18 protein-coding genes are annotated in these 11,836 nt (G+C 51.1%); 1 reads left to right on the top strand and 17 read right to left on the bottom strand.

The window, feature by feature from the left end:
• Nucleotides 1-11: 11 nt before the first annotated feature.
• The 7 genes from rplV to rpsJ are packed head-to-tail and all read right to left on the bottom strand — an operon-like array spanning nucleotide 12 to nucleotide 3,381.
• A complete protein-coding gene (gene rplV / locus ACQE32_RS12785) occupies nucleotides 12-344 on the bottom strand; it encodes a 50S ribosomal protein L22 (protein ID WP_007891659.1) in 333 nt (110 codons plus the stop codon).
• Between the two features lie 14 nt (nucleotides 345-358).
• On the bottom strand, nucleotides 359-637 hold the full coding sequence (gene rpsS / locus ACQE32_RS12780; RefSeq protein ID WP_004929772.1) for a 30S ribosomal protein S19: 279 nt from the start codon (nucleotides 635-637) through the stop codon (nucleotides 359-361).
• 16 nt (nucleotides 638-653) lie between these two features.
• Nucleotides 654-1,475, bottom strand: a complete 822-nt coding sequence (gene rplB, locus ACQE32_RS12775) for a 50S ribosomal protein L2 (protein WP_085068470.1) — start codon at nucleotides 1,473-1,475, stop codon at nucleotides 654-656.
• Nucleotides 1,476-1,492: 17 nt separating this feature from the next.
• On the bottom strand, nucleotides 1,493-1,795 hold the full coding sequence (gene rplW, locus ACQE32_RS12770; protein WP_085068472.1) for a 50S ribosomal protein L23: 303 nt from the start codon (nucleotides 1,793-1,795) through the stop codon (nucleotides 1,493-1,495).
• The gene (rplD, locus tag ACQE32_RS12765; RefSeq protein WP_085068474.1) at nucleotides 1,792-2,397 is read right to left on the bottom strand and encodes a 50S ribosomal protein L4; all 606 of its coding nucleotides are present in this window, start codon (nucleotides 2,395-2,397) and stop codon (nucleotides 1,792-1,794) included. The genes rplW and rplD overlap by 4 nt, the downstream gene beginning before the upstream one ends.
• 10 nt (nucleotides 2,398-2,407) lie before the next feature.
• Complete coding sequence (rplC, locus tag ACQE32_RS12760) at nucleotides 2,408-3,037, bottom strand: 50S ribosomal protein L3 (RefSeq protein WP_038629754.1); 630 nt, start codon at nucleotides 3,035-3,037, stop codon at nucleotides 2,408-2,410.
• Between the two features lie 32 nt (nucleotides 3,038-3,069).
• Nucleotides 3,070-3,381 carry a 30S ribosomal protein S10 gene (rpsJ, locus tag ACQE32_RS12755; RefSeq protein ID WP_001181005.1) on the bottom strand — a complete coding sequence of 104 codons (312 nt, stop codon included), beginning with the start codon at nucleotides 3,379-3,381 and terminating at the stop codon, nucleotides 3,070-3,072.
• A gap of 384 nt (nucleotides 3,382-3,765) precedes the next feature.
• Here rpsJ and ACQE32_RS12750 point away from each other — a divergent pair, with 384 nt between their 5' ends.
• Entirely contained in the window at nucleotides 3,766-4,548 is a 783-nt protein-coding gene (locus ACQE32_RS12750) for a prepilin peptidase (protein ID WP_427021886.1), read from the top strand.
• Here the strand turns inward: ACQE32_RS12750 and bfr are convergent.
• The 10 genes from bfr to ACQE32_RS12700 form a co-directional block, all read right to left on the bottom strand.
• On the bottom strand, nucleotides 4,532-5,008 hold the full coding sequence (gene bfr, locus ACQE32_RS12745) for a bacterioferritin (RefSeq protein WP_427021885.1): 477 nt from the start codon (nucleotides 5,006-5,008) through the stop codon (nucleotides 4,532-4,534). The genes ACQE32_RS12750 and bfr overlap by 17 nt on opposite strands.
• Nucleotides 5,009-5,092: 84 nt before the next feature.
• On the bottom strand, nucleotides 5,093-5,287 hold the full coding sequence (gene bfd / locus ACQE32_RS12740; RefSeq protein WP_250651551.1) for a bacterioferritin-associated ferredoxin: 195 nt from the start codon (nucleotides 5,285-5,287) through the stop codon (nucleotides 5,093-5,095).
• 175 nt (nucleotides 5,288-5,462) lie between these two features.
• Complete coding sequence (tuf, locus tag ACQE32_RS12735; protein ID WP_427021884.1) at nucleotides 5,463-6,647, bottom strand: elongation factor Tu; 1,185 nt, start codon at nucleotides 6,645-6,647, stop codon at nucleotides 5,463-5,465.
• 69 nt (nucleotides 6,648-6,716) lie between these two features.
• Nucleotides 6,717-8,825, bottom strand: coding sequence for an elongation factor G (gene fusA / locus ACQE32_RS12730; protein WP_249893122.1), 2,109 nt, complete (start codon nucleotides 8,823-8,825; stop codon nucleotides 6,717-6,719).
• A gap of 93 nt (nucleotides 8,826-8,918) precedes the next feature.
• Nucleotides 8,919-9,389, bottom strand: coding sequence for a 30S ribosomal protein S7 (gene rpsG, locus ACQE32_RS12725; RefSeq protein WP_038629748.1), 471 nt, complete (start codon nucleotides 9,387-9,389; stop codon nucleotides 8,919-8,921).
• Between the two features lie 96 nt (nucleotides 9,390-9,485).
• Nucleotides 9,486-9,860: a 30S ribosomal protein S12 gene (gene rpsL / locus ACQE32_RS12720; RefSeq protein ID WP_003852912.1), complete on the bottom strand. Its 375-nt coding sequence runs from the start codon at nucleotides 9,858-9,860 to the stop codon at nucleotides 9,486-9,488.
• 125 nt (nucleotides 9,861-9,985) lie between these two features.
• On the bottom strand, nucleotides 9,986-10,273 hold the full coding sequence (gene tusB / locus ACQE32_RS12715) for a sulfurtransferase complex subunit TusB (protein ID WP_426974068.1): 288 nt from the start codon (nucleotides 10,271-10,273) through the stop codon (nucleotides 9,986-9,988).
• 9 nt (nucleotides 10,274-10,282) lie between these two features.
• Complete coding sequence (gene tusC / locus ACQE32_RS12710) at nucleotides 10,283-10,642, bottom strand: sulfurtransferase complex subunit TusC (RefSeq protein ID WP_426974067.1); 360 nt, start codon at nucleotides 10,640-10,642, stop codon at nucleotides 10,283-10,285.
• A complete protein-coding gene (gene tusD, locus ACQE32_RS12705) occupies nucleotides 10,642-11,025 on the bottom strand; it encodes a sulfurtransferase complex subunit TusD (protein WP_426974066.1) in 384 nt (127 codons plus the stop codon). The genes tusC and tusD overlap by 1 nt, the downstream gene beginning before the upstream one ends.
• A complete protein-coding gene (locus tag ACQE32_RS12700; RefSeq protein ID WP_085068494.1) occupies nucleotides 11,025-11,747 on the bottom strand; it encodes a helix-turn-helix transcriptional regulator in 723 nt (240 codons plus the stop codon). The genes tusD and ACQE32_RS12700 overlap by 1 nt, the downstream gene beginning before the upstream one ends.
• Between the last annotated feature and the right edge of the window lie 89 nt (nucleotides 11,748-11,836).

The following is an 11,836-nucleotide window of genomic DNA, read 5'->3' as shown; positions in this document are numbered from 1 at the left end:
TCTCCAGAGTCTCAGCGATCGGACACAACCACAGTAATGTGGCTGGTGCGCTTCAGGATGCGATCTGCACGACCTTTCGCACGCGGCATAATGCGCTTCATGCTTGGGCCTTCGTCGACGAAAATTTTCGCGACTTTCAGATCGTCGATATCAGCGCCATCGTTGTGTTCTGCGTTAGCAATGGCAGATTCCAGAACTTTCTTGACCAGTACAGCCGCTTTTTTATTGGTGTAGGTCAGGATGTCCAGAGCCTGCGACACTTTCTTACCGCGAATCAGGTCAGCCACCAGGCGAACCTTTTGAGCAGAAGAACGAGCGTGGCGATGTTGAGCAATAGTTTCCATCTCTTCCTCCTGCCTTAGCGTTTCTTGGCTTTTTTATCAGCCGCGTGACCGCGATAAGTACGAGTCGGCGCGAATTCACCCAGTTTGTGACCAACCATTTCGTCGGAAACAAAGACAGGTACGTGCTGACGACCATTATGGACAGCGATGGTCAAACCGATCATATTTGGAAAGATCGTTGAACGACGGGACCAAGTGCGCAGGGGCTTCTTGTCACCGCTTTCCACCGCTTTCTCTACCTTCTTCAGCAAGTGCAGGTCAATAAATGGACCTTTCTTGAGAGAACGTGGCATGGCTTATCCTCTAATATTATTTGCTACGGCGACGTACGATAAATTTATCAGTACGCTTGTTGCTACGGGTCTTCTTACCTTTGGTCTGAACGCCCCACGGAGTTACCGGGTGCTTACCAAAGTTACGACCTTCACCACCACCGTGCGGGTGATCAACTGGGTTCATCGCAGTACCACGAACGGTCGGACGAACACCACGCCAGCGGGCAGCACCTGCTTTACCCAGAACGCGCAGCATATGCTCAGCGTTACCGACTTCGCCCAGAGTAGCGCGGCAGTCAGATTCGACTTTACGCATTTCACCTGAACGCAGACGCAGGGTTACGTAGGAACCTTCACGCGCAACGATCTGCACGTAAGCACCAGCAGAACGAGCAATCTGACCGCCCTTGCCTGGTTTCATTTCTACGTTATGAACAGTGGAACCAACTGGGATGTTACGCATCGGCAGGGTGTTACCTGCTTTGATCGCAGCATCAACGCCAGACTGAATCTGGTCGCCAGCTTTCAGGCCTTTAGGGGCCAGGATATAACGGCGTTCGCCATCTTTGTACAGAACCAGCGCGATGTTCGCGGAACGGTTCGGATCGTACTCAAGACGTTCAACAACTGCCGGGATACCGTCTTTGTTGCGTTTAAAGTCAACGATACGGTAAGCCTGCTTATGACCACCACCAATGTGACGCGTGGTGATGCGGCCATTGTTGTTACGGCCACCGGATTTGCTGTTTTTTTCCACCAGCGGAGCAAATGGTTTGCCCTTGTGCAGCTCTGGGTTCACCACTTTAACTACGTGGCGACGACCCGGAGATGTCGGTTTACATTTAACAATTGCCATTGTTCTTCTCCTCCGACTTACTCTGCGCCGCCGACGAAGTCCAGATTCTGGCCTTCTTTCAGGGTGACGTAAGCTTTCTTCCAGTCGCTACGACGACCAATACGCTGTCCATGACGCTTAACCTTGCCTTTAACGACCAGGGTGTTTACGTCTTTGACTTCAACTTCGAAAAGTTTCTGCACAGCGGCTTTGATTTCTGCTTTGGACGCGTCTTTCGCAACTTTGAGAACGATGGTATTGGTTTTTTCCATCGCGGTAGACGCTTTTTCAGAAACGTGCGGTGCGCGCACTACTTTCAGCAGACGTTCTTCACGGATCATGCCAGCATCTCCTCAACTTGCTTAACTGCGTCAGCAGTCATAACGACTTTGTCGAAGGCGATCAGGCTAACCGGATCGATACCCGCTGCATCGCGCACGTCAACCTTGTACAGGTTACGCGCAGCCAGGAACAGATTCTCATCCAGTTCACCGGTGATGATCAGCACGTCTTCCAGCGCCATATCTTTCAGTTTCTGTACCAGCAGCTTGGTTTTCGGCGCTTCTACAGAGAACTGCTCGACAACGATCAGACGATCCTGACGTACCAGCTCGGACAGAATGCTTTTCAGCGCGCCGCGGTACATCTTTTTGTTAACTTTTTGACTGTGATCCTGCGGCTTCGCAGCGAAAGTCACACCACCTGAACGCCAGATTGGGCTCTTAACAGAACCTGCACGCGCACGGCCGGTGCCTTTCTGGCGCCACGGTTTTTTACCGGAACCAGTTACTTCAGCACGGGTTTTCTGGGCACGAGTACCTTGACGAGCACCAGCTGCATAAGCAACAACAACCTGATGTACCAGCGCTTCGTTGAAATCACGACCGAAGGTAGTTTCGGAAACAGTCAGCGCGCTTTGCGCGTCTTTCAATACTAATTCCATTGCTATCCCCTTACGCCTTCACAGCTGGTTTAACGATCAGGTCGCTACCGGTAGCACCGGGAACTGCACCTTTAACCAGCAGCAGGTTGCGCTCAGCGTCAACACGTACTACGTCCAGGCTCTGAACGGTTACGCGCTCATTACCCAGCTGACCTGCCATTTTTTTGCCTTTGAACACTTTGCCCGGAGTCTGGTTCTGACCGATAGAACCCGGAACGCGGTGAGACAAGGAGTTACCGTGTGTAGCATCCTGGGTACGGAAGTTCCAGCGCTTAACAGTACCGGCGAAACCTTTACCTTTGGAGGTACCAGTCACGTCAACTTTCTTAACGTCAGCGAAAATTTCAACGCTGATGTCCTGGCCAACGGTATATTCTTCACCTTCAGCGGTGCGGAATTCCCACAGACCACGGCCAGCTTCTACGCCAGCTTTAGCAAAATGACCTGCTTCAGGTTTGGTCACACGGTTTGCTTTTTTAGCACCGGTGGTAACCTGGATGGCGCGGTAACCGTCGCTGTCCAGACCTTTAACCTGAGTAACGCGGTTTGCTTCAACTTCGATAACGGTTACAGGGATAGAAACGCCTTCTTCAGTGAAGATGCGGGTCATACCCACTTTTTTACCGACTAAACCAATCATTGTTTCAACCTCTCAATCGCTCGATGACCTGATTAACCCAGGCTGATCTGCACGTCTACACCGGCAGCCAGATCCAGACGCATCAGAGCATCAACGGTTTTTTCAGTTGGCTCAACGATGTCAACCAGACGCTTGTGAGTGCGGATTTCATACTGATCGCGCGCGTCTTTGTTAACGTGCGGGGAGATCAGAACGGTAAAGCGCTCTTTGCGGGTCGGCAGCGGGATCGGACCACGTACCTGCGCACCAGTGCGCTTGGCGGTCTCAACGATTTCCGCGGTTGATTGATCGATCAGACGATGATCAAACGCTTTAAGACGGATACGGATTCTTTGGTTCTGCATGAGACCAGAGCTCCAATTATTTTATAAACGAAAAAAATTACTCCTCACACCCATTACGATTGATGGGGGAGTGTAATCGTTCAGCATATAACTCCCCAATCGGGAGTATTGTCAGGCCAGGCGAGATCCGACTAGCCTGCGATTCTGCTCGAATCGCGCTTGCAATATTAGCAGGCCCGCGCATTATACGGGAATTCGTTCAGATAGCAACCCATCGAATACTATTGCCCTAAAAAAGTGGAAGCCAAAGCGCATGCTTATTGGGTGCAGCGCAACAGTCGCTTTTTCTTTGCGAGTCCACTTCAGTGTCAGATATGCGGCAGGAGACAGCATTTGTGCCAGGCCTTATCCTGAAATGACTATCAGGGATAAAGGGGAATTTTTATGTTGGCGCTTTTTCTTTCAGGGCTGGCAGGGCTCACTACAGGAAGCTTTCTCTGCCTGGCTGCCGATCGCTATCAGCCCGGCTTTACCTCACGGCAATGGCTCTTTACGCTCGCCCTCCCCGCTTCGCACTGCGCCGGGTGTGGCCACCGTCTTCAACTCAGCGAGCTGGTGCCGGTTTACAGTTGGTGCAGATACCGGGGCAAATGCCGTTACTGCCAGATAACGCTTCCGCTGCGTTTGGTTATCACGGAGGTGCTAACCTGCCTGCTCTTTGTCTTACTGGTCGGTTGTCAAAGTTCTCTGGTCCCGCTGATGTTTCTACTGCTGTTCAGTGCAGCACTAATTGTGCTCAGCCTTATTGACCAGCGTTATTTCATATTGCCTGACGCAGTTACGCTTCCTCTGTTATGGCTGGGCCTGCTATATCATTTGACGCTGTGTCAGGAACGGTTAGCCTCGGCGGTAGCAGGCGTTTTACTCGGCTGGCTTTCTCTGTGGACACTCTACTGGGGATTTTTGGCGGTATGTCGTCAGGAAGGGATTGGATATGGCGATATAAAACTCTTTGCTGCATTAGGCGCGTGGAGCGGCTGGCAAATGCTGCCTTTGATTGCATCCATTGCCGCATTATCTGGCCTGGCGCTTTTTGTCTGTTGTGGTCTGTGTAACAAAGCTGCCGGCTGGCAACGCCGACAGCCATTTGGCCCTTGTCTGGCTATAGCGGGCTGGGCTGTACTCTTCTGGCAAACGCAGGCGGGTAACGTTACTCCTTTTCCCTGATTTGCGCCTGAAGATAGTTTTGGATACCCATTTTTTGGATTAAATCCAGTTCGGTTTCCAGCCAGTCGATATGCTTCTCTTCATCTGCCAGGATTTCAATCATCATATCCCGGCTGACGTAGTCATAAATCTTATCTGCCCAGGCGATGGCTTCACGCAGATCTTTCGCCCCTTCCATCTCAAGCGCCAGATCGGAACGCAGCATCTCCTCTACATCTTCACCAATGCGTAAACGGCCCAAATCCTGAAGATTTGGAATACCCTCCAGAAAAAGTATGCGTTCAATGTATTTGTCCGCATGCTTCATCTCATCAATGGACTCGTGATACTCCACATCATTCAAGCGCATCAGTCCCCAGTTTTTGAACATCCGCGCATGGAGAAAATACTGATTAACCGCAACCAGTTCATTTCCCAATAGTTTATTCAAATGGCTTATGATTTTTGCATCGCCTTTCATTACGCTTCCTCCGCTTCCAGTTAATTAGAGCGTAGATGCGGTTAGAAAGAAGTCAAAAAGGCAACGGAAAAACTGTGGGTATACTTAGGCGATCTCTTTATACAGCGGCGGATTCTTCAGCTCTTCATCCATGATTTCACGTACTGCACGAATACACTTCCCGCATTGCTTACCAACCGGCACCAGATGACGCAGTTGTTGAATAGATTTTGGCTGATAACGCCGAACAACTTCACGTACGGTTTTATCGCTTATCGCATTACACAGGCAGACGTACATTTATATGCTCCAGTACAAATACTGAACGCAGTTTAAATGAGAATGATTTTTATTTCAAACCTGCACTTTGTAGGGATTAAGAGGGGAAACTATCGAAGGACAAGGATAAAAAAAGGGCGCCGAAGCGCCCTTTTCGTTGAATAAATACCGAAGCATTTATTCGCATTAAAGCTTATTAAGCAATAATTTTAGCAACAACGCCCGCGCCTACGGTACGGCCGCCTTCACGGATTGCGAAACGCAGACCGTCGTCCATCGCGATCGGGTGGATCAGGGTAACAACCATTTTGATGTTGTCGCCCGGCATTACCATCTCAACGCCTTCCGGCAGTTCAACGGAACCAGTCACGTCAGTAGTACGGAAGTAGAACTGAGGACGGTAGCCTTTGAAGAACGGAGTGTGACGGCCGCCTTCGTCTTTGGACAGAACGTAAACTTCTGATTCAAAGGTGGTGTGCGGCTTGATGGAGCCCGGCTTAGCCAGAACCTGACCACGCTCGATCTCTTCACGCTTGATACCACGCAGCAGAACACCAACGTTCTCACCAGCCTGGCCCTGATCCAGCAGTTTGCGGAACATTTCAACGCCGGTACAGGTAGATTTCGCAGTATCTTTGATACCAACGATTTCAACTTCTTCACCAACTTTGATCACGCCACGCTCAACACGACCGGTAACAACGGTACCACGGCCAGAGATTGAGAATACGTCTTCGATCGGCAGCAGGAACGGCAGATCGATAGCGCGCTGCGGGTCAGGGATGTAAGAATCCAGGTGACCAGCCAGCTCGATGATTTTCTCTTCCCACTCTGCTTCGCCTTCCAGCGCTTTCAGCGCGGAACCGCGAACGATCGGAGTGTCGTCGCCCGGGAAGTCATACTGTGACAGCAGGTCACGAACTTCCATTTCAACCAGTTCCAGCAGCTCTTCATCATCAACCATGTCACATTTGTTCAGGAACACGATGATGTAAGGAACGCCAACCTGACGACCCAGCAGGATGTGCTCACGGGTCTGCGGCATCGGGCCGTCAGTCGCAGCAACAACCAGGATAGCGCCGTCCATCTGAGCAGCACCGGTGATCATGTTTTTCACATAGTCGGCGTGGCCCGGGCAGTCAACGTGCGCGTAGTGACGGGTCGGGGTTTCATATTCAACGTGAGAGGTGTTGATGGTGATACCACGAGCCTTCTCTTCCGGCGCGTTATCAATCTGATCGAACGCACGAGCCTGGCCACCGAAAGTTTTAGACAGAACGGTGGTGATAGCTGCGGTCAGAGTGGTTTTACCGTGGTCAACGTGGCCGATAGTACCAACGTTAACGTGCGTTTTGTTACGCTGAAATTGCTCTTTCGCCATGGCGATATTCCTTACTGTTATGCCCTCATCCATGATGAGGGCATCTGTTCAATATTCTAAAACCGTAGCTTATTTGCTACGAGATTCAATAACGGCCTGAGCGACGTTGTTCGGCGCTTCCGCGTACTTCAGGAACTCCATGGAGTAAGAAGCACGGCCCTGGGTCTGAGAACGCAGGTCAGTAGCATAACCAAACATTTCAGACAGCGGTACCTGAGCGCGAACGGTCTTACCGGTAGCGGTGTCATCCATACCTTCGATGATACCGCGACGACGGTTCAGGTCACCGATTACGTCACCCATGTTCTCTTCCGGCGTTTCAACTTCAACCTTCATGATAGGCTCAAGCAGAACCGGCTTCGCTTTCTTAAAGCCATCTTTAAACGCCAGAGAAGCAGCCAGTTTAAACGCCAGTTCAGAGGAGTCCACATCATGGTAAGAACCGAAGTGCAGACGAACGCCCAGGTCAACTACCGGATAACCAGCCAGCGGACCAGATTTCAGCTGTTCCTGGATACCTTTGTCAACCGCAGGGATGTATTCACCAGGAATCACACCGCCTTTGATGTCGTTGACAAATTCGTAGCCTTTGCCGCCCGGCTCCAGCGGGTACAGATCGATCACAACGTGACCGTACTGACCACGACCACCAGACTGTTTCGCGTGTTTACCTTCGACATCCTTAATGGTGTCGCGGATAGTTTCACGGTAAGCAACCTGCGGTTTACCTACGTTCGCTTCAACGTTGAACTCACGCTTCATACGGTCAACGATGATGTCGAGGTGCAGCTCACCCATACCAGCGATGATGGTCTGGTTAGATTCTTCATCAGTCCATACGCGGAATGATGGGTCTTCTTTCGCCAGACGGCCCAGAGCCAGACCCATTTTTTCCTGGTCAGCTTTGGTTTTCGGTTCAACCGCGATAGAGATAACCGGCTCCGGGAACTCCATACGTTCCAGGATGATCGGGTTGTTCGGATCACACAGGGTATCACCAGTGATCACGTCTTTCAGACCGATCGCCGCTGCGATATCGCCCGCGCGAACTTCTTTGATCTCTTCACGTTTGTTGGCGTGCATCTGTACGATACGACCAAAACGCTCACGCTGTGATTTCACAGAGTTCAGTACGGTATCACCTGAGTTAACCACGCCTGAGTAAACGCGGAAGAAGGTCAGGTTACCAACGAACGGGTCGTTCGCAATTTTGAACGCCAGAGCAGAGAACGGCTCTTTATCGTCAGAGTGACGCTCTGCCGGAGTATCTTTACCGTCGTCCAGCATACCTTTGATAGCCGGAACGTCGGTCGGTGCTGGCAGGAATTCAACCACTGCATCCAGCATCGCCTGAACACCTTTGTTCTTGAATGCAGAACCACAGGTAACCAGGATGATTTCGTTGTTCAGCACGCGCAGGCGCAGTGCTTTTTTGATCTCTTCTTCAGTCAGCTCTTCGCCGCCGAGGTATTTCTCCATCAGCTCTTCAGAGGCTTCTGCCGCAGATTCGATCAGGTTCTGATGCCATTCTTCAGCCAGGTCAACCATGTCAGCCGGGATCTCTTCATAAGTGAAGGTCACGCCTGCATCTTCTTCGTTCCAGTTGATGGCTTTCATTTTGATCAGGTCAACAACACCGGTGAATTTCTCTTCTGCACCGATAGCCAGCTGCAGAGGAACCGGGTTTGCACCCAGACGGGTTTTGATCTGACCAACAACTTTCAGGAAGTTAGCGCCCATGCGGTCCATTTTGTTAACGAACGCGATGCGCGGAACTTTATATTTGTTAGCCTGACGCCATACGGTTTCAGACTGCGGCTGAACACCACCAACCGCACAGTAAACCATTACCGCGCCATCAAGAACACGCATGGAACGTTCAACTTCGATAGTGAAGTCAACGTGTCCCGGGGTGTCGATGATGTTGATGCGGTGCGGCTCAAACTGCTTGGCCATACCTGACCAGAACGCGGTGGTCGCAGCAGAAGTAATGGTGATACCACGTTCCTGCTCCTGAGCCATCCAGTCCATGGTTGCAGCGCCATCATGTACTTCACCGATTTTGTGGTTAACGCCGGTGTAGAACAGGATACGCTCGGTGGTAGTGGTCTTACCGGCGTCGATGTGAGCACTGATACCGATGTTACGGTAACGTGAAATGGGTGTTGTACGAGCCATTTGATTCCTCTGATTCTCGGACGTTCAAAATAAGTCATCCCCAGCGGGTTGGCTAATTGAGCGCCCGCTGGGTTAACAATAACTACGCGGTTATTACCAGCGGTAGTGAGCGAACGCCTTGTTGGCTTCGGCCATACGGTGAACGTCTTCACGTTTCTTCACTGCAGTACCTTTGTTCTCAGCAGCATCAGAAAGTTCGTTCGCCAGGCGCAGAGCCATCGATTTATCACCGCGTTTACGAGCAGCTTCTACGATCCAACGCATTGCCAGAGCATTACGACGGACCGGACGGACTTCAACTGGTACCTGATAAGTAGAACCACCAACGCGACGTGACTTAACTTCTACAGTCGGGCGTACGTTGTCCAGAGCTACTTCAAAAGCTTCCAGTTCGGTTTTACCAGAACGCTGAGCCAGGGTCTCCAGCGCGGTATATACGATTGCTTCAGCGGTAGATTTTTTACCGTCTACCATCAGGATATTTACAAATTTGGCCAGCAGCTCAGATCCGAACTTAGGATCCGGCAGAATTTTACGTTGACCAATGACGCGACGACGTGGCATGGAAATACTCCGTTGTTAATTCAGGATTGTCCAAAACTCTACGAGTTTATTTTGACATTTAATTTAAAACGTTTGGCCTTACTTAACGGAGAACCATTAAGCCTTTGGCTTCTTCACGCCATACTTGGAGCGAGCCTGCTTACGGTCTTTAACACCAGAGCAGTCAAGCGCGCCACGAACGGTGTGGTAACGCACACCTGGCAGGTCTTTAACACGACCGCCACGAATCAGGATTACGGAGTGTTCCTGCAGGTTGTGGCCTTCACCACCGATGTAGGAAGTCACTTCGAAACCGTTGGTTAAACGAACACGGCATACTTTACGCAGTGCGGAGTTCGGTTTTTTCGGGGTAGTGGTGTACACACGGGTACAAACACCACGTTTTTGCGGGCAAGCTTCCAGCGCCGGCACGTTGCTTTTAGCAACTTTGCGTACGCGCGGTTTGCGAACCAGCTGATTAACTGTTGCCATTAAATAGCTCCTGGATTTAGCTTTTGCTTCGTAAACACGTAATAAATCGCCTCGTATTAATACGAGGACGCAGAATTTTAGGGCTGAGCAGAAAAGGTGTCAAGAAATAACCAGGCGTCTTATGTTCACCAGGGCATTTGTTGTTGCTGTTTTACCGTCAGCATGACGAAATCATTATAGTCGATAACGGTAATTTTGGATGAAATTTGCGCGGCCAATCCACGCGCCTCAACATCCTCTTTCAGCGCCCAAAGCCGCGCTGGTGCTTGCAACAGCTGCGGTAGCAGACAATTATTTTGCAGACCGGCCAGCACGCCATCCTGCATCAATAATAGATCATCATCTGCCCGTAGCATGCGCAGCAATAAATTATAATCACACTGCCAGGGGGAACTCATCAGCGTATGCAGCATTAGCGCTCCTTAAAAGGTCAGGATATGGTCAGCCTGCGACAGACGCGCACGTAGCGCCGCGCTATCAAGGACCTCAGCAGGCAGCACGCGTGGGCTCTCCGACGTGAGCCCGCGCTCCGCAAGCGAGTCCGCGCAAATATAACATTCCTCAACGTCATACAGCGGCAGTACGCCAAACGTGGCGATATAATTACGCGCCAGCACTTTTTCCGGCTGTTGATGTTCGCTTAGCTGTAGCACGCCATCACCGATAAAAAAGAGTGAAACCTGTTCACACAGAGCCGCAGTGGCCAGCGCCGCATCCAGCCCTTCTCTTCCGCTGCTGTTGCCGTGAGGCGCACGGGTAAAAACAAAAGCGACAGATTTCATCAGAACTGTACCACCCTGTCGCTGGTGAGCATCGCTTCAGCTAATGCGCCAAGCCCTGCCAGCGTAAACCCAGGCTGAAGATTCACCGCGGCTAATCCCAACCCAGCAGCCTCCTGCTCATCGGTTACACCGCGCCTTAATGCTGCCGCCACACAGATGTTCAGCGTCACGCCCTGTTGCTGCAATGCCTGCCAGGCGCGTACGATATCAAATTCATCGCCAGCGGGAGCGGTAAGCTGATTACCGTTGAGCACGCCTTCCCGATAAAAAAAGATGCTGTTCAGCTGATGACCGGCTTTCAGCAACGCACGTGCAAAAAGCAGCGCACTGCTCGCTTGCTGCGTGCCGTAAGCGGGTCCCGTTACCAAAAGCGTGTAATGCATTAACGTTCCTGCCCCTGCATATCGCCACTTTTAAACTGGCGGATATAGAGGTAGACCGTATGTTTGGAAATATTCAGACGGTCGGCGACCTGGTTAATCGCATCTTTAATATCAAAAATACCTTTTTCGTACAGATTGAGAACAATCTGACGATTCTTCATATTGTTTGCTACGTTGCGATCGGCGCTAACTTCTTCAATGGTGAACTCCAGCGTTTGCGTCACCAGATCCTCTACTGAGGAGGCGAAGTTAACTTGTGAAGCAACATCCGGCGTTTCCGGCGGCATAAAGGTCGACATAATCTGTGAGAATGGAACGTCCAGATTCATGTTGATGCACAGCAGGCCGATCACACGTTGTTGCCGATTACGGATAGCGATGGTTACCGACTTCATCAACACCCCGCTTTTCGCGCGGGTGAAATAGGCCCGGGAGACATTACTGTCGGCCCCGGTCATATCATGCAGCATACGCAACGCCAGATCGGTAATCGGCGAGCCGACTTTACGGCCAGTGTGTTCCCCATTGGCGATACGCACTGCGGAACATTTCAAATCTTCCAGCGAGTGCAGCACGATTTCACAATGAGAGCCAATCAGCATCGCAAGGCCATCAACGACGGCTTCGTAAGATTTCAGGATATCGTAGTCCGTTTGATCGAACGGATGTTGCTCCAGTAAATCGATATCGGTCAGATCGCCTGGATTGAATGGATTAGACATGAAAGACATTACCCTAATTGGCTGGAGCCTGTCTCAGCGCGGCCAGGGCAGACTCATCATACAAATTTGCGCAGCGCTAGTCTGGCAAA

Source organism: Pantoea sp. FN0302, from assembly GCF_050113775.1.
Lineage (GTDB): Bacteria > Pseudomonadota > Gammaproteobacteria > Enterobacterales > Enterobacteriaceae > Mixta > Mixta alhagi.
Note: the sequence above shows the minus strand (reverse complement) of the source record. Positions and strands in the feature narration are given on the sequence as shown.

Excerpts from the sequence above, each read along its gene's own strand:
- rplV (WP_007891659.1), bottom strand. The coding sequence starts at position 344 with ATGGAAACTATTGCTCAACATCGCCACGCTCGTTCTTCTGCTCAAAAG.
- rpsS (WP_004929772.1), bottom strand. The coding sequence starts at position 637 with ATGCCACGTTCTCTCAAGAAAGGTCCATTTATTGACCTGCACTTGCTG.
- rplB (WP_085068470.1), bottom strand. The coding sequence starts at position 1,475 with ATGGCAATTGTTAAATGTAAACCGACATCTCCGGGTCGTCGCCACGTA.
- rplW (WP_085068472.1), bottom strand. The coding sequence starts at position 1,795 with ATGATCCGTGAAGAACGTCTGCTGAAAGTAGTGCGCGCACCGCACGTT.
- rplD (WP_085068474.1), bottom strand. The coding sequence starts at position 2,397 with ATGGAATTAGTATTGAAAGACGCGCAAAGCGCGCTGACTGTTTCCGAA.
- rplC (WP_038629754.1), bottom strand. The coding sequence starts at position 3,037 with ATGATTGGTTTAGTCGGTAAAAAAGTGGGTATGACCCGCATCTTCACT.
- rpsJ (WP_001181005.1), bottom strand. The coding sequence starts at position 3,381 with ATGCAGAACCAAAGAATCCGTATCCGTCTTAAAGCGTTTGATCATCGT.
- ACQE32_RS12750 (WP_427021886.1), top strand. The coding sequence starts at position 3,766 with ATGTTGGCGCTTTTTCTTTCAGGGCTGGCAGGGCTCACTACAGGAAGC.
- bfr (WP_427021885.1), bottom strand. The coding sequence starts at position 5,008 with ATGAAAGGCGATGCAAAAATCATAAGCCATTTGAATAAACTATTGGGA.
- bfd (WP_250651551.1), bottom strand. The coding sequence starts at position 5,287 with ATGTACGTCTGCCTGTGTAATGCGATAAGCGATAAAACCGTACGTGAA.
- tuf (WP_427021884.1), bottom strand. The coding sequence starts at position 6,647 with ATGGCGAAAGAGCAATTTCAGCGTAACAAAACGCACGTTAACGTTGGT.
- fusA (WP_249893122.1), bottom strand. The coding sequence starts at position 8,825 with ATGGCTCGTACAACACCCATTTCACGTTACCGTAACATCGGTATCAGT.
- rpsG (WP_038629748.1), bottom strand. The coding sequence starts at position 9,389 with ATGCCACGTCGTCGCGTCATTGGTCAACGTAAAATTCTGCCGGATCCT.
- rpsL (WP_003852912.1), bottom strand. The coding sequence starts at position 9,860 with ATGGCAACAGTTAATCAGCTGGTTCGCAAACCGCGCGTACGCAAAGTT.
- tusB (WP_426974068.1), bottom strand. The coding sequence starts at position 10,273 with ATGCTGCATACGCTGATGAGTTCCCCCTGGCAGTGTGATTATAATTTA.
- tusC (WP_426974067.1), bottom strand. The coding sequence starts at position 10,642 with ATGAAATCTGTCGCTTTTGTTTTTACCCGTGCGCCTCACGGCAACAGC.
- tusD (WP_426974066.1), bottom strand. The coding sequence starts at position 11,025 with ATGCATTACACGCTTTTGGTAACGGGACCCGCTTACGGCACGCAGCAA.
- ACQE32_RS12700 (WP_085068494.1), bottom strand. The coding sequence starts at position 11,747 with ATGTCTAATCCATTCAATCCAGGCGATCTGACCGATATCGATTTACTG.